General features: G+C 67.8%; 24 protein-coding genes. 6 read left to right on the forward strand and 18 right to left on the reverse strand.

Features of this window, described 5'->3' with window-relative positions:
• Positions 1-17 precede the first annotated feature (17 nt).
• Genes ACTOWL_RS32370 through ACTOWL_RS32380 form a run of 3 tightly spaced genes read left to right on the forward strand, consistent with a single transcriptional unit; the run spans position 18 to position 3,237 of the window.
• Positions 18-1,331 (forward strand): O-antigen polymerase, encoded by a 1,314-nt coding sequence (locus tag ACTOWL_RS32370; RefSeq protein ID WP_441325416.1) that lies wholly within the window; start codon positions 18-20, stop codon positions 1,329-1,331.
• Positions 1,328-2,437 (forward strand): acyltransferase family protein, encoded by a 1,110-nt coding sequence (locus tag ACTOWL_RS32375; RefSeq protein ID WP_441325417.1) that lies wholly within the window; start codon positions 1,328-1,330, stop codon positions 2,435-2,437. Before ACTOWL_RS32370 ends, ACTOWL_RS32375 begins: the two co-directional genes overlap by 4 nt.
• Positions 2,434-3,237, forward strand: coding sequence for a class I SAM-dependent methyltransferase (locus ACTOWL_RS32380; protein WP_441325418.1), 804 nt, complete (start codon positions 2,434-2,436; stop codon positions 3,235-3,237). Before ACTOWL_RS32375 ends, ACTOWL_RS32380 begins: the two co-directional genes overlap by 4 nt.
• 5 nt (positions 3,238-3,242) lie before the next feature.
• On the opposite strand, the gene ACTOWL_RS32385 is transcribed toward ACTOWL_RS32380, so the two are convergent.
• From ACTOWL_RS32385 to ACTOWL_RS32415, 7 genes are read right to left on the reverse strand one after another with little or no spacing between them, the layout of a single operon-like run.
• The gene (locus tag ACTOWL_RS32385) at positions 3,243-5,591 is read right to left on the reverse strand and encodes a hypothetical protein (RefSeq protein ID WP_441325419.1); all 2,349 of its coding nucleotides are present in this window, start codon (positions 5,589-5,591) and stop codon (positions 3,243-3,245) included.
• A gap of 47 nt (positions 5,592-5,638) precedes the next feature.
• A complete protein-coding gene (locus tag ACTOWL_RS32390) occupies positions 5,639-8,863 on the reverse strand; it encodes a phage tail protein (RefSeq protein WP_441325420.1) in 3,225 nt (1,074 codons plus the stop codon).
• The gene (locus ACTOWL_RS32395; protein ID WP_441325421.1) at positions 8,864-9,262 is read right to left on the reverse strand and encodes a DUF6950 family protein; all 399 of its coding nucleotides are present in this window, start codon (positions 9,260-9,262) and stop codon (positions 8,864-8,866) included. It abuts the gene before it with no gap.
• On the reverse strand, positions 9,262-9,423 hold the full coding sequence (locus tag ACTOWL_RS32400; protein ID WP_441325422.1) for a hypothetical protein: 162 nt from the start codon (positions 9,421-9,423) through the stop codon (positions 9,262-9,264). Before ACTOWL_RS32400 ends, ACTOWL_RS32395 begins: the two co-directional genes overlap by 1 nt.
• Positions 9,424-9,437: 14 nt before the next feature.
• Positions 9,438-10,064: a hypothetical protein gene (locus ACTOWL_RS32405; RefSeq protein ID WP_441325423.1), complete on the reverse strand. Its 627-nt coding sequence runs from the start codon at positions 10,062-10,064 to the stop codon at positions 9,438-9,440.
• A gap of 1 nt (position 10,065) precedes the next feature.
• Positions 10,066-10,731 (reverse strand): hypothetical protein, encoded by a 666-nt coding sequence (locus ACTOWL_RS32410; RefSeq protein WP_441325424.1) that lies wholly within the window; start codon positions 10,729-10,731, stop codon positions 10,066-10,068.
• Positions 10,728-13,178, reverse strand: coding sequence for a hypothetical protein (locus tag ACTOWL_RS32415; protein WP_441325425.1), 2,451 nt, complete (start codon positions 13,176-13,178; stop codon positions 10,728-10,730). The genes ACTOWL_RS32410 and ACTOWL_RS32415 overlap by 4 nt, the downstream gene beginning before the upstream one ends.
• A gap of 208 nt (positions 13,179-13,386) precedes the next feature.
• Between ACTOWL_RS32415 and ACTOWL_RS32420 the strand changes: the two genes are divergently transcribed.
• Entirely contained in the window at positions 13,387-13,764 is a 378-nt protein-coding gene (locus tag ACTOWL_RS32420) for a hypothetical protein (RefSeq protein ID WP_441325426.1), read from the forward strand.
• A gap of 31 nt (positions 13,765-13,795) precedes the next feature.
• Here the strand turns inward: ACTOWL_RS32420 and ACTOWL_RS32425 are convergent, their stop codons facing one another.
• The 7 genes from ACTOWL_RS32425 to ACTOWL_RS32455 all read right to left on the reverse strand — a co-directional run bounded on the left by ACTOWL_RS32425 (position 13,796) and on the right by ACTOWL_RS32455 (position 16,225).
• Positions 13,796-13,942: a hypothetical protein gene (locus tag ACTOWL_RS32425; protein ID WP_441325427.1), complete on the reverse strand. Its 147-nt coding sequence runs from the start codon at positions 13,940-13,942 to the stop codon at positions 13,796-13,798.
• Complete coding sequence (locus tag ACTOWL_RS32430) at positions 13,939-14,409, reverse strand: gene transfer agent family protein (RefSeq protein WP_441325428.1); 471 nt, start codon at positions 14,407-14,409, stop codon at positions 13,939-13,941. The genes ACTOWL_RS32425 and ACTOWL_RS32430 overlap by 4 nt, the downstream gene beginning before the upstream one ends.
• The gene (locus ACTOWL_RS32435) at positions 14,409-14,858 is read right to left on the reverse strand and encodes a phage tail tube protein (RefSeq protein ID WP_441325429.1); all 450 of its coding nucleotides are present in this window, start codon (positions 14,856-14,858) and stop codon (positions 14,409-14,411) included. Before ACTOWL_RS32435 ends, ACTOWL_RS32430 begins: the two co-directional genes overlap by 1 nt.
• Before the next feature lie 78 nt (positions 14,859-14,936).
• A complete protein-coding gene (locus tag ACTOWL_RS32440) occupies positions 14,937-15,350 on the reverse strand; it encodes a DUF3168 domain-containing protein (protein ID WP_441325430.1) in 414 nt (137 codons plus the stop codon).
• Positions 15,337-15,510: a hypothetical protein gene (locus ACTOWL_RS32445; RefSeq protein ID WP_441325431.1), complete on the reverse strand. Its 174-nt coding sequence runs from the start codon at positions 15,508-15,510 to the stop codon at positions 15,337-15,339. The genes ACTOWL_RS32440 and ACTOWL_RS32445 overlap by 14 nt, the downstream gene beginning before the upstream one ends.
• A complete protein-coding gene (locus ACTOWL_RS32450; protein WP_441325432.1) occupies positions 15,510-15,875 on the reverse strand; it encodes an HK97-gp10 family putative phage morphogenesis protein in 366 nt (121 codons plus the stop codon). The genes ACTOWL_RS32445 and ACTOWL_RS32450 overlap by 1 nt, the downstream gene beginning before the upstream one ends.
• Positions 15,875-16,225, reverse strand: a complete 351-nt coding sequence (locus tag ACTOWL_RS32455) for a hypothetical protein (RefSeq protein ID WP_441325433.1) — start codon at positions 16,223-16,225, stop codon at positions 15,875-15,877. The genes ACTOWL_RS32450 and ACTOWL_RS32455 overlap by 1 nt, the downstream gene beginning before the upstream one ends.
• 89 nt (positions 16,226-16,314) lie before the next feature.
• Between ACTOWL_RS32455 and ACTOWL_RS32460 the strand changes: the two genes are divergently transcribed.
• Both ACTOWL_RS32460 and ACTOWL_RS32465 read left to right on the forward strand, forming a co-directional pair.
• The gene (locus ACTOWL_RS32460; protein ID WP_395675487.1) at positions 16,315-16,542 is read left to right on the forward strand and encodes a transcriptional regulator; all 228 of its coding nucleotides are present in this window, start codon (positions 16,315-16,317) and stop codon (positions 16,540-16,542) included.
• On the forward strand, positions 16,539-16,925 hold the full coding sequence (locus ACTOWL_RS32465) for a type II toxin-antitoxin system death-on-curing family toxin (protein WP_441325434.1): 387 nt from the start codon (positions 16,539-16,541) through the stop codon (positions 16,923-16,925). Before ACTOWL_RS32460 ends, ACTOWL_RS32465 begins: the two co-directional genes overlap by 4 nt.
• 23 nt (positions 16,926-16,948) lie before the next feature.
• Here the strand turns inward: ACTOWL_RS32465 and ACTOWL_RS32470 are convergent, their stop codons facing one another.
• From ACTOWL_RS32470 to ACTOWL_RS32485, 4 genes are read right to left on the reverse strand one after another with little or no spacing between them, the layout of a single operon-like run.
• Positions 16,949-17,317, reverse strand: coding sequence for a DUF4054 domain-containing protein (locus tag ACTOWL_RS32470; protein ID WP_441325435.1), 369 nt, complete (start codon positions 17,315-17,317; stop codon positions 16,949-16,951).
• Between the two features lie 2 nt (positions 17,318-17,319).
• Positions 17,320-17,622: a hypothetical protein gene (locus ACTOWL_RS32475; RefSeq protein WP_441325436.1), complete on the reverse strand. Its 303-nt coding sequence runs from the start codon at positions 17,620-17,622 to the stop codon at positions 17,320-17,322.
• Positions 17,623-17,636: 14 nt separating this feature from the next.
• Complete coding sequence (locus ACTOWL_RS32480) at positions 17,637-18,590, reverse strand: DUF2184 domain-containing protein (protein ID WP_441325437.1); 954 nt, start codon at positions 18,588-18,590, stop codon at positions 17,637-17,639.
• 36 nt (positions 18,591-18,626) lie between these two features.
• Positions 18,627-19,100, reverse strand: coding sequence for a structural cement protein Gp24 (locus ACTOWL_RS32485; protein ID WP_441325438.1), 474 nt, complete (start codon positions 19,098-19,100; stop codon positions 18,627-18,629).
• Positions 19,101-19,216 lie beyond the last annotated feature (116 nt).

The following is a 19,216-nucleotide window of genomic DNA, read 5'->3' on the forward strand; positions in this document are numbered from 1 at the left end:
ATAAGGGCGTATTGCACATGACCCGGCTTGCCGAGCACAGCCTGATCAACCCGCGCGCATTGACGCCTGCCAGCGTTCTGCTGTGGATGTGCTTGGCTTGGCTGGCCATCTTCTGGCTTGCACCTATCGAGATGTACGTCCCGGCGACGAGCGCCCCCTACCTGTTGCTCGGATCCTGTCTGGCGGCTCTGTTCGGAGGCCTCGTGCTGTTCGAGCCCAGGTCGCTGCCGACGCCGATGGTCGATCGTGACGACGAACATCAACGCCTTCGGACGCTCTACCGGGTGGCTTTCGTCCTCGGGATCCTGGGCATCGTCCTTCGCGTGGCCGACTGGGTCTTCCTGCGCGGCCTCACGATCGACACCGGATTCATGGAAAACCGGGAGAAGATCGAGACCGCCGGCTCCAATGCGTTCTCGATGGCGTCGACCTTGCTGGTCCCCTTCACCGTCGTCCCGTACATGCTCTATGCGGTCGCTCGGCGAAACGGAATGCGGGTCGGCCGGACGTGGCTGAGCATTGGGCTCGCGCTGCTGTGGCCCCTCCTCACCATCGTCATCGGCTCCCGCTCGAGCATGTTCATGAGCATCGGCATGCTCGCCATCGCACGCCTGAGCATCTTTCCCCGGACATCCAGGCTGGCCGTCGCCGCGATCGTCCTCGGCTTCTTGGCGCTGATCTATCTCGGCGGCCTGCTGTTCATCGCCCGCCTCACCGAGATTGGCCTGAAGGTCGAGAACGTCATCCGGTTTTCCGCCTTCACGCATCTGGTGCCGGTCACCACCGAATACTATAGCTCCATGTCGGCCCTGCCCAATTGGCAGAAGGACAGCTCATTTATCGCAACCACATTTGGACAGTACGTACTGCATGGAGTTCCGGAATTCACTTACCTGGTGGAGTATTACACGAAGAGCGAACAGTGGGGCCTTTATGGATTTACATTCTTCCCAAGATTATTGGCATCGCTATGGGGTGTCAGCTACGACGCCAATGCCTTAGCGCTTTCCACCCCACGCGTCGGAATATACACCACGATGTTTGGTCCGTTTTACGTCGATTTCGGGCCTTTGGCTCCGATCTTTTGCTTTGTGCTGGGCGGCTTCATTTCATTCACCCGCAGGCGCGTCCTGCAAGGCGACGTCGCCGCCCTGCCACTCTATATCACCTTCGTCATGCAGATAGCCGCGGCAATTGTCGTGAATGCGTTTCTTGCGGCTTACGGCATTTTCTTCGATCTCGCCTTCATATTCTTCTGGATCGGGGTGACGATGCTGCGGCCCAGATCCGGCAGGAGAGCTGCCTGGAGCGCGCAGGAGGCGAAGCCATGACGGCCGGGCCGAAGCCGGACCGCCTCGTCTATATCGACTCCCTCCGAGGCGTCGCGGCCCTGCTGGTGGTGCTGATGCACAACATCCAGCCGATCGCGACAGGCCCGGTCAGAACCTTGCTCTACGACATCATCGACCCCGGCAAGGTCGGGGTCGTGATGTTCTTCGCCATCAGCGGATTCGTGATCCCGTTCAGCTTTCCGAAGGGGCCGGCGCCGCTCGCCCGGTTCGTGGTGTCGCGGCTGTTCCGGCTCTACCCGGCCTACTGGCTGTCCATGGTCGCCTGGATCGCGGTTGCCGCCATCATCGGCGGGGCGATGCCCTCGGTGATTAACGTGCTGGCAAACGCGACCATGGCCCAGACCCTGTTCGGCCAGGCCAACCTTGTCGGCGTTTACTGGACCCTGTTCATCGAGCTCGTCTTCTACACCCTGTGCGCGGTGGCTTTCGCACTGGGATTGCTGCATATCGGCCGCTTCACCTTCGGCGCCTGCCTGTTCTGGCTGCTGGTCGCGGTGCTGTTCGCCGTTGCCCGCTTCGCGCTGGAGAGAAAGGTGCCGGTGGCCGTGCCGCTCTGCCTTTCGATCATGTTCTGGGGCACGCTCTGGCGCGAGGCGACGATCAACCGATCCGCGCTCCACCGACGCTATGCCCTCCGGGTCCTGGCGCTGTTCGCGGTGGCGATCCCGCCGATCAGCCTGCTTGCCTACGACTTCGACACGGGCCTCGAAGAGGACTGGGTGCGCTACATGGTGTCGTACTACGTCGCCATCGGCGTGTTCATGCTGCTGTCCACCCGGGTCCGGCTGACCGGCCGGGTGGCGGTCTGGTTCGGCCAGATCAGCTATTCGCTGTACCTCTTCCACGTGCACACCAAGCTGCTGGTGGACGAGGCCGTGGCCCGAGCCGGACTGGTGCTTCCGGCCGCGCTGCAGGTCGCCCTGTCCATCGCCGCCGCGGTCTGCGTCTCCTACATCGTCTTCACGCTGGTCGAGCGCCCCGCCATCCGGATGGGGAAAGCCGTCGGCGGAATGATCGCGGCCCGCCGGTCGGAAGAAGCCGGCGCGACAGGGTACCCGCCGATTTTCAAAGGACCTTTGTCATGAGTACCGATATGACCGCGGCTGACGGCTCAACGACCAAGCACCGCCGCTCCTTTCGGCGCGCGTTCCAGAATTGGATCTGGCCGATCTACGGCGACTTTCCTCGCGAACTTCTAAAGACGAAGCTGGGTCGCTTCACCATCGCATCGTGGCGCTATGCCTGGTACTCCCTGATCCTCCGACGGTTGCGGACCACAAGCGGCGCTGGCGTGGCCGCGAGCACCATCCGCCACAACGTTCGAGGGATGCTCGACCTGCACGTCGAGCGGTCGAGCCGCCTGATTGATCCGGTGGTGGCATGGGCCTTGGCCCGCCGCATCAACGTTGCCGACCTCAAGATCCTGACCATCGGGCCTAGGACCGAAGGCGAGATCTGGAACCTAATCTCTCGCGGCTTTCGCCGCCGGAACATCAAGGCTCTCGACCTCATCTCCTATTCGCCGATGGTCGATCTCGGCGACATGCACTCGATGGCATATCCCCATGCCAGTTTCGATGTCGTGCTGGCCGGTTGGGTGATTAGCTACAGCGACGACAAGCAACGCGCTGCCGATGAGATCGCCCGTGTTGCCAAGCCCGGAGCCATCGTGGCCATCGGCATCGAGTGGGGCCGCAAAACGCCGGAACAGGTCGCGGCCGAAAAGACTGGATACATCGTCGGCAGCGCGCAGCGCCTCCCTTCGGTACGCGCCATCCTCGACCTGTTCGGCGATCGGATGGACCGGGTCTACTTCCAGGTCGACGATCAGGACATCGCGCCCGAGGAGAGCGGAGACCTCCTAGTCGTGTTCCGATTGAGGTAGCGCCATTACAGATCAAACGCCTGCTTCTTCATGAAAGTGACTACGCCATTGGCGTTGATCACCCGGCTGCCGTTCGGGCGTTCCGTGGTGACATTCAGGTAGGTGGTACTGAAGTCCGCGGGCATCGATGTGCGATCGGAGACCGCGTTCACATTGCCCCACAGCTCACCGTTGACAGGCGTGCCGATATGGACACCCGCTAACTCCGTACTCGCCTTCCCTCCTGCATAATTGCTCGACAGGAAGCCGTAGAGGCCGACGCCGGCTGGATCGAGTTCGATGTCTTGAACCCGTCCCGCGGCGAACATGCCGGACTCACCGGGCAGTCCAGCGCCGCCGATGACCTCGATCTGCGCATTGGCACAGCGAGAGACCTTGCCTCCGGAAATATGGAAATCGCAATTCGCGGGTACGATTCCATCCTTGCCGATGTCGCTGATATCTGGATTGATGACTATCATCTTGGCTCGCACGGCTATGCTGGCGCCGTGATTGGAGATGCCGTCACCGACTACTGTCCCGCGGATCTTCGGGTTGATATAGATCGAAACAGGCGGTGCTGTCAGCACATCATCATAGCTCGCAGGGAAGGTCCGTCCGCCGCCATCATTGCCCACGGCGTACCACCAGCAGTCCTCATAATAAGCATTGCCGGCCGCATCCTCGGTCCCGTTGATCTCCGCCCATTCAAAACCGCAGTGCCGAAACAACGCGAACCCCCGGTCGAGGTACATGTTATGGATGCCACCGCGCGAGAACACGACATTTTCGCACTCGATCTGCGGTGCCCCGACGCAGTAGAGCGATGCCTCACTGATGTTAACTTCCATCGGCGTCGCCACGGGTATTGCGCCAATGCTATCCGGGATGCGAACATACAGGTTGCCACCAGAAACCCGTCGACCGCCTCCCGTTTCGGTCTCAAGTTCTGCAGGAGAGACGCCCCTGTACGGCAAGATGGTGTCCGGCAGGCTGTACCAGGGGTGCGGATTCATCTGCACGCCAGTCAGATAGATCGCTCCAGAATTGGCGGTGTTGGCTTGGCCGGCAGCGTTCTTGTTTGGCCGGTAATAGACCTTCGTAGTGCCGGCCAAGAGTTGCCAGTCGTTCGGGTTCTTGTCCGCGGAGATAACCTTAGTCTGACTGCCGCCACGGCCGCGGATACGATATCGCGAGAAGGTCTTGTCGTTGGCTACGATTGCGGAGCGTAGCTCCGGCGACAGGATCTTGACGTCGAGCGTCGACAGCTGGTTTTCCAGCGCAACCGCCACTGCCTCGTCCCACGACTTGACCGGAGTGAGGAACATGCCGTTGCCGCTGACGGAGGCGTCAGCATCGATGTGAACGACGGACCCGATGAAACCGATCCGCTTCACGCTCATGACTATGGCGGAGGCGCTGGGCGGCGTAACGATGCCGACCACAACCCGGCCGACAGGCAGGACGCCGGGCGCCAACACCTTCAGCTTGGAGACGCCGTTGACGAAGAGCTCGAGGTTCAGGCTGCGGTCGGCCAATACCTGCGCCTTCATCCGAAGCACGTCATCGGTGACGAGCGGAACGGGTTGAGCATCGGTCCCCGCCTGCGGCATGGTCGAATAGCCGGAAACGATGCCGCCGGTGCCGGTGTAGTTCTGACCGTAGATGCCGGCACCGGCGGCAGCATTGCGCCAGTGATAGAGGATGGCGCTGGTCGAGATGTCGCCGCTGGACGCCGTGTCGGTGCCGAAGAAGGGTCCGCCCTCCTGGCCGATTGTGCCAGCCGTCATCTTGAACTCGGCCTCGATCGTATCGCCGGGGACTAGGTCGTACGGCATCTTCACGCCGACCGGCCACACCTGTGGTAGCGCTCCGGTCGTGTCGATCTTGTAAGAGCCGTCTGTCTCCGTGATCGTCCAGCGCGTCGCCGGGTTCGAGATCGTCCGCCAGGTCTGCGCGTATCCCATCCGCGCCTTGAAGTTGGCGCGGATGGGCTGCTGTAGGAGGCCGGCCTTGATGTCGTCGATGCTACCGTTGGTGACATCAATCTGGTCTTGGAGCAGATCGATTTGTGTGTGAACGGCGGAGATGCGGTCGACGCCGTCGATCCACTCATTCTCGGTGTCGTCCCAAACCCACACGGTCGGGTAGTTGTTGGTCTCGACCGGGTCGGCATAGAGCAACGCTGGCTGCCCATCGTCCTGGATCGTGTCGGCGTCCATCGCCGTCTTGTTGGGATAGGTCTTCATCCCGGCGGCTTCGGCGAGGGCCTGGACGAAACGAGACCAGCGGCGAATGTCCTGCTTGGCAGGCTCCTTGACCGAGCCGTCGGCGTTGAAGTCAGCCCAGATCTGGTCAGGGGTCGGAATAGCCATGACCGCAATACTCCGTCAGATGGTCATTGGAGCCGCCGCAGCGGCGGCTAAAGGACCGCGCCCACGCTCTGCAAGTAGTTGTGGAGCGCGTTGTAAAGGTTGCTCCCTTCAGACGCCGACAGACCGGCGCCCCAGGAGGCGGCGCAGATCTCGGCGTCCGAGTAGAAGCCGCTGCCCTGCAGCAGGTTGAAGACAGCGTTGATCGGCGCCGCCGACGTGTTGACGTGGTTGCCAAGATCGGTCGCGTTGAAGAAGTCGTGATATCCGGCCGACGACTGGCGCGACCAGGCATAGAAGCCCGTGCCGCTGCCGCCGGTGCCCGTCACGACCGGCGTCGCCGAGTTGCCCGCCGTCCGCATGTTGGCGGCCACGAGGTTCTTGCTCGCAATGTAGGCGTTGGCGTTGCCGATCTCGCGATGGGTCCCGTTGGTGGTAGCGCTCGACGCTGTCCGCACCCAGACGGCCTGGTACGCGCTATCCTGCGCAAACTGCGGCGACGGTACCGTGGTCGGGTTGAAGGTGGTGGCCAGATAGCCCCCAGCAGTGCCGGCGGCCCCAGTGCCCCTGTAGCCCTGATCCGCCGCGAAAACGGGCGACGACACCGCCGTCAGCGCGAAGCTCCCCGGCGCCTTGGCGTTCAGCCTCGCCGCCTGCGCGTCATGCGCAGCCAGCAGATAGAGCGCATCGAGCTTCGCCCACACCCCGGCGGACTTCAGGCTGCCGACCAGGGTCTTGATCAGCGTCTGCCGCGCGAAGGACGGCCGCACCGTCATCGCGATGATATAGCTCCAGGCGTCGGCGTCGATCGCCACGACCGTGATGGTCACCGCACCCGATGCAACGCTCTCGTTGCCGCCGACGGTCTGCTTCGCCGTCATGCCGTTGGCGCCGATACCGAGATCGGTCGAGGGCGTGACCGCCCATGTGCCGTCGCCCACGGCCGTTCCGGTGCCGACCTGCACCGCATTGGCATAGAGCTTGATCGAGGCGCCGGGCACGGCGCCGTTGCCCGACACCGCCGGGCGCCGGTCGTGGCTGCTGATCGGGCCGGGCGGGCTGGTGATCACCGGCGCCGCCGGCGACACCTCCGCCAGCACTCCGCCCGCCGGCGCGCTCGCCACGTTCGACCAGTTGCTCGACGTCGCGAAATACCACCAGTCGCCGGCGGCAGGCGTGTCGACATAGGTCTGCGCAGACAGGGGCGCGCAGTAGAGCGGCCCGTCGATCAGCGTCGCCCCGGCGAAGCTGCCGCTGCTGTGCCGGTAGAAGCGGAGCGACAGGTGCCGCGGGTCGTTCGGCGCCTTGGCGGAGACCGTCACCTGCCCGGTGGCCGGCACATTCGCCTGGGCCGTCAGGTTGGTCGGCGATGCCGGTGCCACCGGGTCCGCCACCGCGGTGAAGGTCGCCGGCGGCGTCGACCAGTCGCTGCCGGCGCCACGCGGCCCGATGAAGCGCACCTGCGCTTCGTAGGCCGTGCCGTCCTGCAGCGGGAAGGTCTCGACCTGGTCGTCGTCCTGCGCCACCGGCAGCGGCTGCCAGGGGAACGGGTTCTCCGGATCCGCGGAGACCTTCCGGTACCGCGCCTTCGCGACATAGACCGACCGTGGCGGCGGCCCCCAGGTGATGACGCCCACCGCAACCGGCGTCTGCGCGTTGTAGAACCGATGCGCGATGGTGACCGAGACGGTCTCCGGCACCGGCACCCCGGCATCGTCATCGCCGTCCGGCGGCGGCACGGCCGGGTCCTGCTCGTCGCTCGCGGCGCTCCATTCCCACCAGCCGTCGTAGCTGGTCACCTCCAGCTCGACCGTCATGTCGGCCTGGTTGAGCCGCATCGACGTGATCTCGAACACCGCATCGATGCCGAGCTCGGCGATCTGCAGCCGGATCCACCGCTCGCCCCAGGCATCGAGCCCGGCCAGCGTCGTCCGGATGCGGCCCGCATGGCTGGGATTGCCGCGCCTCAAGACCTCCCTGGCGACGCGCTGGGCCTGGCTCTCGGACGGGACGAAGCGGAGCTTGATCTGGCTGCTCTCGACGCCGTTGCGGTCGATCGCCGCCTGGTCGAGCTGGATGCCGGCCTCTGTCTCCGCCCATTCCCACGCCTGGCTGACATAGGTCGCCCGCACCTCGTTGACGCGCTCGATCGCCGGCTTGCCCTGGTTCAGGTCCCATTCGAGGATGTGCTCCTCGGTCAGGGTGACCGCCGCCGCCGGCCCCGGCGCGCCGACCGTCAGGCCGAGCTTGCCGTCCGGTCCCTGGATCAGCCGGCCGCCGCACGCATCCAGCAGGTCCTGCAGCACCGCCTTGCGGTCCTCGGTCAGCTCATAGGCGCCCCAGGATCGCCAGCGCTTCTCGGTGTCGCCGGCCTTCAGCGCGACGAGCTGATCGCAGACATCGGCCGCGGCCCTGAAACTGGCGAGATTGATGCGGCCGGCCGGCCCGGCCAGCGGGATGCCGAAGCCGACCGGCACGCCCCGCTCCAGGCGAGTCAGGTAGTCCAGGATCACCAGCGCCGCGTTGTCCGACCAGGTCCAGGTCGCCTCGTCATCGATCTTCTGGTCGTCGGCATCAGGCCCCTCCTCGCGCGGGTCGAAGACCTTGGCGCCACGCAGCACCACCCGGTAGGGGGGCGGCCCGGACGGGAAGACCTTGATCTGATCCTCGTCCTTGAGGTCGGAATACTTCACATAGGCGCAGCACAGGCCGTGCGCCTTGTGCTGCGCGGTCCATTTTTCGTCGAAGGACGGGATGTCCTGGGTCGGCGCGCCCAGATAGTGCCGGATGACGACGGCGCTGTGGCCTTCATCGCCGCCCAGCCCGCTCCCGTCCTGCCACCACGGATCGTCCGTGACATTGCCCTCCCCGTCGAGCTGCACCCGCTCGTCGTTCAGCCAGTCCTCCTCGGGATTCGGCCGTTCCGCGGTGCTGTCGTCGACCTCGTGCGCGCAATGGCAGACCAGGGTCTTGAGGTCACCCTCGCTGGTGCTGTCATAGTACAGATACACGCCGCCCATCCGCTGCCGGCCGTACATGCGCGTCCGCGGCGGGATCGCCTGTTTGATGCTGACGTCGCCGTCCTGCATCTTGGGCTTGTCCGGCGTCTCGGCCAGCAGGGTCTGCGCCAGCGTCCCGGCGATCGACAGGCCGACGCTGATGGCCGACCAGGCGACCGCATTGAGGCCGATGAACGTCGCCGTCCCGGCCGCAACAGCCGCTCCGGCCGCTGCCGAAGCCCCAAGGCCGACCGCAAGGGGGACCGCTTGTGGCATTCAGATCCTCCAGACGAACGAGGCGTCGGGCGTGGTGGAAAGCTGGTCGCCGGTCTTCGCCATCCAGGCGAGCTGCCCGCGGATCGCAAGCGCCGGGCCCCTCTCGGTGACGATGATCCCGACATCGCCGGGCTGGGCGTCCGCCGAGGCAACCTGCCGTGCGCCGAGGCGCGTCATGGCCTTCGCGGCGACACGGACCAGGCCGCCTTCGGCCAGCAGCAGCCGCATGTATTCGCGCTCGGTGCCGTAGGCGCCGCGCCAGGAGGCTGCCAGGTCGATTCCGGTCTGCCGCAGCACCCAGTCCGCGGCCCAGAGGCTGCAGTCCATCCTGCCGAGCACGAACGGCGTCGTGTTGCCGACACGCTGGTGGGTGGCGAGATCGGTGAGAAGCGAGGACATCAGGAGAGCCGGTTGCGATCCGCCACACTGATCGGCCTGCCGCTGCCACCGGCCACGACGGTCCTCGCCTCGCGCTCGGCCCGAGCTTCCTCCTTGGCCTCCAGCTCGGCAACACGGTCCCGCAGCGCGCCGACGAGGGCGCACAGTTCATCGAACTGCATGGGTGTCTCCTGGGTCAGTGACGCGGCCACGCCACGTCGCGATCGACGAGCTTCGGCGGGAACTGGCAGCCGAGGTCGCCCGGGAATCGGCGCTGCTGGTCCCGATCGGTCAGCATCCCGAAGGGCGCCCTGCTGCGCTGCGCGAACAACGTCTCGCAGGGCAGCGTGATGCTCCGCAGCGTCGGGCCGGTCGCGGTGAAGCTGGGCTTCTGCATGGTCCAGGCGCCGAGCGTCAGAAGGTCGTCAAGCGGCACCAGGGCGCCGGGGATGGTGGCGTCGTAGAACCCGATCTGCACCGTCAGATCACGGCCTTCGATCTCCTCCGGATCGGTGCTCTTGGCCGCCGTCACGACGGTGGAATCGACGCCGTTCAGCGTCAGGCTCAGCTGCGGTGCGGTGCCGTTCGCCGCCTGCTCCAGCCCGTCGATCGACTGCAGCGGATTGCCGCTCCCGTCGACCCGCTGCCCCAGGCCGATCCAGTCGAAGCCGCCGCGGCTGATCGGCCCGTCGCCCTCCCACACCCGCAAGGCGCCCGTCTTGAAGGCGAAGGTCACGAACAGGGCTGCAAAGACGTGCTGCCCGGCGGCCTGGGCGCGGATGACGGCTTCAAGCGGCGGCGGCGGGGTCGGGAAGAAGGCCATCTCACCACACCTCCACGAGATCGAGCGACGCCGTGCCGGTGCGGGCGAGCTGCAGCTCGAAAGCACCGCTGTCGTCGGCCGACAGGCGCATCGGCGCCCGGGCGCGACACCATTCGATCGGGGCGCCCAAGGCGGCGCCGGCGCGCAGCTTCGGCCGGATGTCGAGCACCGTCTCCTCGCCCGGTTCCGGATCGACGCCGACGACGACGTACAGATAGCCGCCGAGGCCGAGGAAGCTGCCTTCCAGCACCGGCAGCACGGTCGATCCGTTGAGGATCCGGATCGTCGTCGTGCCGGCCGCCGCCGGCGCCGCGATGGTCGGCGCGATGCCGCCCTGCATGAAGCCGGCGCCGTCGGTGTGGAACGCCTGGTCGCGGTAGGGGATATCGCCGACCACCGGCATCAGCCGGTTGCCGTTGCGGCAGTCGCAGGGCCCGACGCGGACGGCGTTGGTCCGGCCATCGAGGCGGGCCAGCAGCGAGCGCATGGCCCGGATCTTGGCGGGCGTGTGCAGCGGCACGCTGAGCTGCGCCACCCAGCGGCCGAGATTCGACGTCACGACCTGGTCGCGGCCGGAGATCGTCTCGCCGCCGGAGCGGGTGCGCGCGTCGATCCGGAAGGTCTCGGCAGTGGCGATCAGGATCGCCGGCCAGTCATAGATGATCATGCGAAGCGGATCCGGTGCTGGCGGTTGATCTCGGGCACGCTGGTCAGGCCCTTCTTCACCGCCGCGGCGGCGATCTCGGCGATGGTGCGGTCGCCATTGGCGCCGGCCATGGAGATGTTGAAGGTGATCGGCTGGCTCGACCCGCCGCCGCCCCCGGCGGCCGCCTTGATGACGTGGTTCGGGATCACCTGTCCCGGCACCGACGGCGCAAACCACTCCCGGCCGGTCTCACCGACCTCGTAGATGTTGCCGGGCAGCGCCTGGCCGCCCGAGGCCCTTCCCGGCGGCAATCCGGGGATCGGCACGGCGATCGGCGACCCGGGCGGCTGCACGAGGCCGCCACCGCCGCCGCCGAAGGCGAGGCCGAGCAGGCCGCCGGGCAGCCCGGTCAGGCTGCCGAACAGCTTGCCCAGCGGGCCGTTGCCGAACAGCGCCGCCTGCAGCAGCAGCTGGGCCAGCGAATTGCCGATCTTCAGCAGGGCGTCGGAGAAGCTGGTCGCGCCCTGGATCCCGCCCTGGATGGCCTCGCCGATCGCCTTGATGCCCTCGGAATAGCCATAGGCCTGGTCTTCCGCCGTGGCCACCAGCCGGTCATGCGCGACCTGCGTGATGGCGCCTTCCTGCAGCAGCGTGTTGTAGTCCGCCTTCAGGAGATTCAGCTTCTCCTGCTCCGACATCAGGGACTTGTTCAGCTCGCTGCCGCGTTCGAGGTTGGCCAGCCGGGTCTTCGACTGTTCGGCATCCAGCGCCTTCAGCCGATAGTCCTCGAAATAGGCCTCGTATTCCTTGGAGCCGGCGGCAAGTCCGGCCTGCCGCGCGGCGTTGATCGCCTCCTGCTCGGCCCTCTTCTTGGCGAGGGCCTCCTTTCCCAGGTGGTAGACCGCGGCCAGCGCCCGGTTCAGGTCGATCTCGCGCTGCAGCGACGCCAGGGCCTCCTCGCCGGGCGCCGAAGCGGGCGCGGCCGGCGCCGCGGATCGGGCGCCGCCGCCCCCGGAAGCGGGGCTTCGCTTTACGTCCCGCTCCGCGAGCACCTGCCGGAACAGCGTCTCGGCCGCGTTCCCCTGCTCCCGCGCTTCGGCCTCCGAATACCCTTCCGTCTGCCGCTTGGCGACGAACGTGCTGACCAGCGCCTGCACCTGCTCGTCCCGACTGAGCCGGTCGGTATTGCCGTATGTCCGAAGCTCATCGAGCTCTCGCCGGGCGCGCTCCAGCATGCGGTCCGCGTCGAGCCCGGCCATGACCGCCGCCCCGTTGGCGCGGCCGAGCTCCTGGTAATACCGGCGCACCTCGTCGGTCAGGCCCGCCACCTTGGACTGGGCTCCGGCCGCGCTGTTGCCGAGTTGATCGGTCGCGGCCGCCGCGTTGATCAGGGCCCGGTCCGCGTCGGTGGCGGTGCCGAACAGCAGCCGCAGCCGGGCCATGAAGAGATCGATCTGGCTGATGCTCGCCTGGGTGCCGGCGGACAGGCCGGCGACCTGATTCACCAGGTTCAGGATCGCGGTCTTGGCCGGGCCGTCCGCCTGGTTGCCCAGGGTCTGGAGCTGATCGTACAGGGTCTTCAGATAGGTCGTGTCCCGGCTGCCCTGCATCAGCGGCTTGAGAGCCGCTTCGAGCCTGGCCTGGAGATCGGTTGGGATCTCGACGCCCAGCTTGATCGAAAAGGACTCGGGGATCGTTTGAGGAAACTCGCCATAGGGAATATTGATTTCTTCCTGATATCTCACCCCTGCCGCCCGAAGCTTCTCGACTGCCTCCTTGGCGGCGGCGTCGATGCCCTTGCTCTGGGCCTCGATCTGGGCCTTGAGCTCATTGGCCGCCACGGCCTGGGCAGCCTCGGACATCTTGCCGAAGCTCGCGGCCAGGTCCTGGGACCCCAGAGTCGCCTGCCGCGCGGTGCCGAGATAGTCCTCGAGGGTCTGCCGGTAGAGCTCCAGCGCCTGGTTCGCCTCCTCCGTACTGCCGATGAAACGGCTCATCACGAAATCGGCGATCTGGACGCTATCGGCGACAAACTCGACGACCTTGCCGATCGGGCCGAAGACACTGAGGAGAGACTTGAAGGCCCCGCCGATGCCGCCGGCCATCTCCCGCCCGCTCGCGGCCGCCTCCCGCGCGAGCATGGCTCGCTGGCGGGTGGCGCTTTGCACCCGGACCGTGAGCCGCTCCGTGTCCCGCCCGATCCGCTCCGTCGCCATCGCCGATTGCGCGGCCGCGGTCTGCTCCGCCGCCGCCCCATCCTGCGCGGCCTTTGCCCTGCGGCGCGAGCCCTGCTCGGATGCCGCCGCCTGGTGATCCCAGCTCCGGGTGACGGTGACCTCGGTATCGGTCACGACCTGCTGTACCATCGCCAGATAGCGCGTGGTGTCGCCGGCGACCTTGGCCATGGACTTGCTATACTGGTCGACGTTCACCAGGATCTGGACTTTGATCTGATCCGCGGTCGGCATGGGGGCACCTCGTCGGAAGCGAACGGAACCAGGCCGTAGGAACGGCGTCGGATTATATTTTCAGGATACGTAGACGACAGATTGACAACCAATATTAGAATTGGACACCATATCGTCCGCCGATGATTGCCGGCAGCCGAAGCAGCCGCCGGAGCGGCTTGGGTCCGGTTTTTTCGGAAGAAGCGCCTGTTGGAAGGGGAGATATTCGATGCGCTTTCGAGTCACGCATGGTTCGGCAATGGCCGTCCTCGCCGCGCTTGCCCTGTGCCCGCCCGCCTCGGCTGTCGAGGTGAGTGGTGAGCAATGCACGGTCCTGAGAAACGGCGCCGCCGCGATCCTCCAGCTCAACATCGTCCTGGCGAAGCAGACCCAGGAGGTCGTGTTCCAGAACACGCGCGTCTCGGCCGCCGCCCTGCTCCTCGGCTTCTCGGGCGGGCCGAACAAGGACAAGGTCGTCGCCCTGAACGAAGCTTCCAGCGGGATATCCGGCGCCACCACGGCCATCGCCAATGCGACCCAGTCGGCGATGGGGCCGACAATGGCCATGGTCGATCTGGTGTCCGCGATGTGCCCGCCGAAGCCGTAGCGGCCGGTTCCTCCGGCCGGCCCGGCCGCGGTCACCCCGCCAGGAAGCCGCTCTCCCTCGCCCTGGCCAGCATCTCGTCGAACGCATCGTCGGTGGGCGGCGCCACGGCGGGGGCGCCCCCCGGATCCATGATCCGGGCGTATTCCCGGCCGGCGGCCAGGAACTCGGCCAGGCTCATGCGGCCGATTTCGAGCGGCGAGAGGCCGATCGCGAGCGCTTGTCCGGCGAAGGCCGCGACGTCGATCCATCCGTCCCGTCGCCCGCCGCGGCCTCGGCTTTTCCCTCCGGCTCCTCCGTCGCCTCGGCCACGCCGAAATAGGCGGCGGTGATGACGGCCTGGGCAGTCATCAGGTGGTTCGCCGGGTCGCGCGGATCGGCCAGCGGGTGGCCGTCGACATAGGTGTCGATCAGCTCCCGCGCCCGCACCGCCGGCAGGCCGCCGCCGATCAGGCCCAGCCGGATTGTCTCGACCACGTCGCTGACCCGCCACCGCCGCTCGACCAGCAGGCGCTGGGCGATCTCGCCCAGCCCCGCGCCGCACAGCCGCTGCAGTTCCTCGATCTGCTTCAGCTTGAGGGCGAACAGATAGGTTCCGTCCGCCCAGCTCAGCTCGATCTCGGCGGCGATGTTCGGCTGCCCGGCCATCAGACGGCCGCCGTCCAGGTCGGCTTGCCGTTCAGCGTGACCGCGATCTGCACCGTCGCCCGCTGCCCGCGCTGGGCGGTGACCTGGTAGTTGGTCAGGATCGCCGGCGCCTGGTAGTAGCCGCCGAAATCCGCCGCGGTCACGTCGTACATCCAGCGGACCGTCTTCTCGGTGCCGCCGAAGGCCCAGTCCTCCCAGGTCTTGCGGGCGGTGCGGTCGAGCACGCCCTGGCCGCTCAGCGTCATCTGCAGCGCGGTGATGTCGGTGATCTTCCAGGCCGGGTCGTCCGGGTTGTCGCAGTCCGGGATGATGCTCTCATTGGTGTCGCTGGCGATGGTCATGCCCAGCTCGGTCAGGCCGCAGGGGGCGGCGAAGACCTCGGTCGGGGTCGCCCCGTCGCCGAGCAGGATCATGACGTCGGAAAAGCGGAAGGTCTTGGCCTGGGCCATCGGGATCTCCTCGAACGAAAAGACCCCGCTCACTGGCGGGGCCGGGGTTGCCGGGAACGGCACGGATGAAGCGGCGGGCTACAACGCCGCGATGCTCTCGAACTCGATCACGCCATGGGTGACGCCCTGCTCCGCCGGGTCGTCGAGCAGGCGGGTCTGCCGCCATTGCAGCGACAGCAGGAAACCCTCGGGCAGCGCAAGGTCGGCCTCGTCCAGCGCCGCGACGACGGCGGCCGCCAGCGGCTCGGCCGACACGTGGCCGTAGCCCTTGGTGAAGGCGTCGATCTGCAGCCGGATCAGGCTGCCATGCACCTCGCCGGTCGCTTCCCAGGGCTGGGTGATCGCGGTGCTGCAGCGCAGGAAGGGAAAGGCCGGGGTGGCCGGGACATGGTCGTAGACCCGGGTGCCGACCAGCGCGGCGACGCCGGGATCGGCCAGCAGGGCCGCGACCGCTGCGCGGCGCAGCGGGCCGGACAGGTCACGGCCGCTCATGCGCGGCCTCCGGCTTGTCGCCGCGCCGGCCGGCGCCGGCCGCTTCCGCCGCCTTGGCCGTGGCGGTCGGCACCAGCAGCCTGGTCCCGGCCCGATAGGCCAGGACGACGCGGCGCGAGGCCCGGAAGTCGAAATCGGCGGTGAACTCGAACCACGGCATCATTCGGTCTCCTGCGTGGAGGGGGTGGAGCGGACCGCCCGCGCGACCAGCCCAGACGCCTCCGCCCGCTTCGCCTCCACCGCCGGCCGCAGGAAGGGCTTCGCCGCCGACCGGGACGTGCCGAACTCGCGGGCCTCCGCCCCGGGCAGGGTCACGACCACCTCGGCAGCCTGGTCGCCGCGCCGGATCACGGCGATGGCGGCCTCCGCGGCGGCGTCCGGCGACTCTGCGGCCAGCCGGGCGCGGGCCTCTTCCGCGACCAGCGCCCCGGCCTGCTGCAGCGCCCGGCCGACCCGGGCACGGACACCCCGGCCGAGCCGGGCCAGGCGGGCGCCGATGCGGTCGACACCCGTGACGCCGGCCATCAGGCTGGCACCCCGGTCAGGATCCAAGCGGCGCCGGCCGGGTCCTGCTCGACCGTGCTGATCCGCCACCGGCCGCCGGCCAGGGTGATCTCGTCGTCGAGCGTCGGAGCCGCGGCGACGCCCGCCTGCAGCACGATCAGCCGCACCGCCCGGTCCGGGATGTTCCAATCGGCCCGCTGCCGGTCATGGGAGTCGTCGCGGTGGCCCTTGACCGGAACATCGGCGAAGGCGGGCGGCAGGATCACCTGGCCCTCCGCGTCCTTGGCCGCGAGATGCAGCGTGCCGTCGAGCAGCAGCGGCGCGAAGGCGGCGCCGAACACCGTCCGGAAATGTCCGTCGAACAGGGGCATGGTGGCCTCCAGATTGGGAACGGTTCATCCGCGCTTGCGGCAGCCGGCCTCGGCTCTATATAATGGTTATTATATAGTGAGAGGTCGCCATGCTGAGCTTCAAGGTCACCACGGTCGGGGCCTCGGCCGGGTTCATCCTGACGAAAGAGGCGATGGCCCGCCTGAAGGTGAAGAAGGGCGACACCGTCTACCTGACCGAAGCCCCGGGCGGTGGTTACCGCCTGACGCCCTACAATCCCGAATTCGAGCGCCAGATGGCCCTGGCCGAAGAGATCATGCACGAGGATCGCGACGTCCTGCGGGCCCTGGCGAAATGACGGATTGGCGCTGGGTCGGCGCCGATCTGGTCTACGCGCTGCACGACCGGCAGCTCGCCGAGCATGGCGGACCGGACGGCGTGCGCGATCCTGGCGCCGTGGAATCGGCGCTGGCCCGCCCCCTGAACCTCGCCGCCTACGGCACGCCGGATGCGGCCGATCTCGCCGCGGCTTACGCTTTTGGTCTGGCGCGCAATCACGGCTTTGTCGACGGGAACAAGCGGACCGCCTGGGTGGTGGCCCGCCTGTTCCTGGCAGACAATGGATACCGGCTGCGCTTCGACCCCGTTGATGCGGTCAAGACGGTCGAGGCGCTGGCCGCGGGATCTCTCGGCGAGAGTCAGCTCGCCGCATGGTTCCGGGACCGCCTGCAGGCGAAGTGAGCGGCTGCCCCTGCCGTCCACATCTACACCACCGTGACAGCCGGAACGTTGCGCCGCATCAGCTCGAGGAAGCGGCGGCCGTAGCCGGTCGAGTCCAGCGCGCCCGGCGCCGCCTCGGCGGTGTCGGGTCGTTCCAGCTCCAGCGCGCCGCTGCGCATCCGGCGGAACCCGCCGGCCGCCGCCGTCGCGGCCTCGGCGCCGCTGCCCTGCCCGTCCAGGGTCAGGATATGGGCGGCGAGGAGCAGCCGGCCGAGCCGGACATCGGCCTCGCTCGCCCAGTCGGCGCCGACCTGCAGCGCCGCCTCGTCCAGCGCCGCCTGGACCATGGCGTCGGCGACGGCGGCGAAGCCCGGGAAGCGGGCCTTGAGATCGGCCGGGGTGGTGGCGTCCATGATCACCCTCCCTGCCCCAGCCGGGCCAGCTCGGCCGCGGCCCCCTCCTTGGACATCGGACCGGCCAGCGCCTCGCCGCCGGGCCCGACGACGTAGTGCCGGCCGAAGCCCCGATGCACCACCCTTGGCCCGGCCGCGGCCGGCGGCTCGGCCCAGGCCAGGACCCCGGCCTCGACCTGCCGCCGGACATTCGCCGCCTCGGCCCGGGTCAGGTCGAGTTCGACGCTTTCGCCCGGCTCGATCAGCCGGGCCTGGCCTTGGGCATGAAGGAAGCGCGGCCCGGGCGAGATGTTCGTGACGCGCATGACCACCCCCCGCTCTAAATGCCGTCGCTGTAGCGGAAGGCCTTCGGCCGCCGGATCTCAACCCCGCCGGTGCGGAAGATGCCGGCGACATCGAACATCAGCGGCCCGGACTGCGACGGCGCCAGGAACTGGTGCGGCATCGGCAGATGCAGCCTCACCACCTGCGGGTCGCGGCGATAGGCGACCATGCGCGCGGTGTTGCCGCCCCCCGCCGTCTCCAGCCCGCGCACGGCCCGGATGGTCAGGGGTGCGCCGGTGACCGCGGTGTAGGTGTTGCTGCGCCGCAGATACTCGAGGATGGTGGTGTCGCTGGTGCCGCTGCGCGGCGTGTCGGCCAGCGACGTGAACCGGGTCACCGGCAGCAGCAGCGTGTCCGCCATCTCGACCGTCAGCGACTCCTGATAGACGCCGGTCAGCAGCTCGTTGATGTCGCGCAGGATCTGGTCCGGGGTCTTGTCGGCCCACAGGGTCGACGCCCCGGCGCCGTCATTGGCGACCAGGCCGGCGGAGACGATCGGATTGTTGATCAGGCCGGTCCAGTTCTTGCCGGTGCCGCTCGGCGGCACGCCGCGCAGGGCAAGGCCGTCCATGAACTCCTCATAGGCGCGGATGGCGGCCGCGGCCCGGTCCGCCGACAGGTTGGTGCCCGGCACCATCATCGCCTGGCCCAGCTCCTGCAGCGTGTAGCGATACCCGATCGCCGCCATCTCCACCGGGTGATCGTGCTGCGCCCGCTCCACATCGGCCAGCGGCATGTCCTTGGACTGGTGGTTGAACCACTCGGCCTGGCCGAACTTGTCGGTGGAGTAGAAGGTGACGCTGTTGGCCCAGGGATTGGCCGAGGTGTCGACCGGCACCAGCGCCGGATACTGGATGTCGGGATACTGGATCTCGTAGACCTGCGCCTCGATGCTGGAGGTCTGGGAGATCAGGAAGCCCAGCGCCTGCTGGGCGTCGAATGCGAACATGGAAGGCTCCTTTGAGGGGGCTGGGGCGATCGGGGATCAGGCGGAGGGCAGCGCGCCGCCGAGCCGGACAATGGCGAGGCCGCCATTGGCGGCTCCGGTCATCCAGCGGGCGCCGGCGTTGGCGAAATGGGTGGCGTCGGCCGGCAGGCTGGACTGGGTGCCGGTCGCGGCCGCGAAAACGACGGTGTCGCCGGCCGCGACGGCGCCGCCGGTCACCGCCCAGATGTCGCCCTCGGTCAGGACGGCGATGCTGGCGCCCTGTCGGTAGGTGTCGCCGTCGGCCGGGTCGAGCACGACGTCGCGGATCGAGATGCCGACGAAGCCGGCGGCCGTGGCGGCGCCGAGCACGGCGCCGCGGGCTCCGGCGCCCTGGCCGACGGCGAGGCCGAAGCCGATGCCGGCGGCGGTCTCGACGATGCGGGTGTCGGCATCGGCATTGGTCAGGTTGGCGACCATGCCGGCGACTGCCGGGCGAATGGTCTCGCTGTAGCTGTTCTGCACGACGGCCATGTCCGTCTCTCCTTTCATTGATGGCAGGCGGCTCAGGCCGCGGGGGAAGCTCTCCAGGCCCCGGTCAGGCGGGCGTCGCGCCGGCGCAGCGCCTCGGCCCGGGCATCGCCCGCGAC

The sequence above is a fragment of the Inquilinus sp. CA228 genome (genome assembly GCF_052078665.1).
Lineage (GTDB): Bacteria > Pseudomonadota > Alphaproteobacteria > DSM-16000 > Inquilinaceae > Inquilinus.

Coding starts and splice junctions, on each gene's coding strand:
- ACTOWL_RS32370 (WP_441325416.1), top strand. CDS start 18: ATGACCCGGCTTGCCGAGCACAGCCTGATCAACCCGCGCGCATTGACG.
- ACTOWL_RS32375 (WP_441325417.1), top strand. CDS start 1,328: ATGACGGCCGGGCCGAAGCCGGACCGCCTCGTCTATATCGACTCCCTC.
- ACTOWL_RS32380 (WP_441325418.1), top strand. CDS start 2,434: ATGAGTACCGATATGACCGCGGCTGACGGCTCAACGACCAAGCACCGC.
- ACTOWL_RS32385 (WP_441325419.1), bottom strand. CDS start 5,591: ATGGCTATTCCGACCCCTGACCAGATCTGGGCTGACTTCAACGCCGAC.
- ACTOWL_RS32390 (WP_441325420.1), bottom strand. CDS start 8,863: ATGCCACAAGCGGTCCCCCTTGCGGTCGGCCTTGGGGCTTCGGCAGCG.
- ACTOWL_RS32395 (WP_441325421.1), bottom strand. CDS start 9,262: ATGTCCTCGCTTCTCACCGATCTCGCCACCCACCAGCGTGTCGGCAAC.
- ACTOWL_RS32400 (WP_441325422.1), bottom strand. CDS start 9,423: ATGCAGTTCGATGAACTGTGCGCCCTCGTCGGCGCGCTGCGGGACCGT.
- ACTOWL_RS32405 (WP_441325423.1), bottom strand. CDS start 10,064: ATGGCCTTCTTCCCGACCCCGCCGCCGCCGCTTGAAGCCGTCATCCGC.
- ACTOWL_RS32410 (WP_441325424.1), bottom strand. CDS start 10,731: ATGATCATCTATGACTGGCCGGCGATCCTGATCGCCACTGCCGAGACC.
- ACTOWL_RS32415 (WP_441325425.1), bottom strand. CDS start 13,178: ATGCCGACCGCGGATCAGATCAAAGTCCAGATCCTGGTGAACGTCGAC.
- ACTOWL_RS32420 (WP_441325426.1), top strand. CDS start 13,387: ATGCGCTTTCGAGTCACGCATGGTTCGGCAATGGCCGTCCTCGCCGCG.
- ACTOWL_RS32425 (WP_441325427.1), bottom strand. CDS start 13,942: ATGAGCCTGGCCGAGTTCCTGGCCGCCGGCCGGGAATACGCCCGGATC.
- ACTOWL_RS32430 (WP_441325428.1), bottom strand. CDS start 14,409: ATGGCCGGGCAGCCGAACATCGCCGCCGAGATCGAGCTGAGCTGGGCG.
- ACTOWL_RS32435 (WP_441325429.1), bottom strand. CDS start 14,858: ATGGCCCAGGCCAAGACCTTCCGCTTTTCCGACGTCATGATCCTGCTC.
- ACTOWL_RS32440 (WP_441325430.1), bottom strand. CDS start 15,350: ATGAGCGGCCGTGACCTGTCCGGCCCGCTGCGCCGCGCAGCGGTCGCG.
- ACTOWL_RS32445 (WP_441325431.1), bottom strand. CDS start 15,510: ATGCCGTGGTTCGAGTTCACCGCCGATTTCGACTTCCGGGCCTCGCGC.
- ACTOWL_RS32450 (WP_441325432.1), bottom strand. CDS start 15,875: ATGGCCGGCGTCACGGGTGTCGACCGCATCGGCGCCCGCCTGGCCCGG.
- ACTOWL_RS32455 (WP_441325433.1), bottom strand. CDS start 16,225: ATGCCCCTGTTCGACGGACATTTCCGGACGGTGTTCGGCGCCGCCTTC.
- ACTOWL_RS32460 (WP_395675487.1), top strand. CDS start 16,315: ATGCTGAGCTTCAAGGTCACCACGGTCGGGGCCTCGGCCGGGTTCATC.
- ACTOWL_RS32465 (WP_441325434.1), top strand. CDS start 16,539: ATGACGGATTGGCGCTGGGTCGGCGCCGATCTGGTCTACGCGCTGCAC.
- ACTOWL_RS32470 (WP_441325435.1), bottom strand. CDS start 17,317: ATGGACGCCACCACCCCGGCCGATCTCAAGGCCCGCTTCCCGGGCTTC.
- ACTOWL_RS32475 (WP_441325436.1), bottom strand. CDS start 17,622: ATGCGCGTCACGAACATCTCGCCCGGGCCGCGCTTCCTTCATGCCCAA.
- ACTOWL_RS32480 (WP_441325437.1), bottom strand. CDS start 18,590: ATGTTCGCATTCGACGCCCAGCAGGCGCTGGGCTTCCTGATCTCCCAG.
- ACTOWL_RS32485 (WP_441325438.1), bottom strand. CDS start 19,100: ATGGCCGTCGTGCAGAACAGCTACAGCGAGACCATTCGCCCGGCAGTC.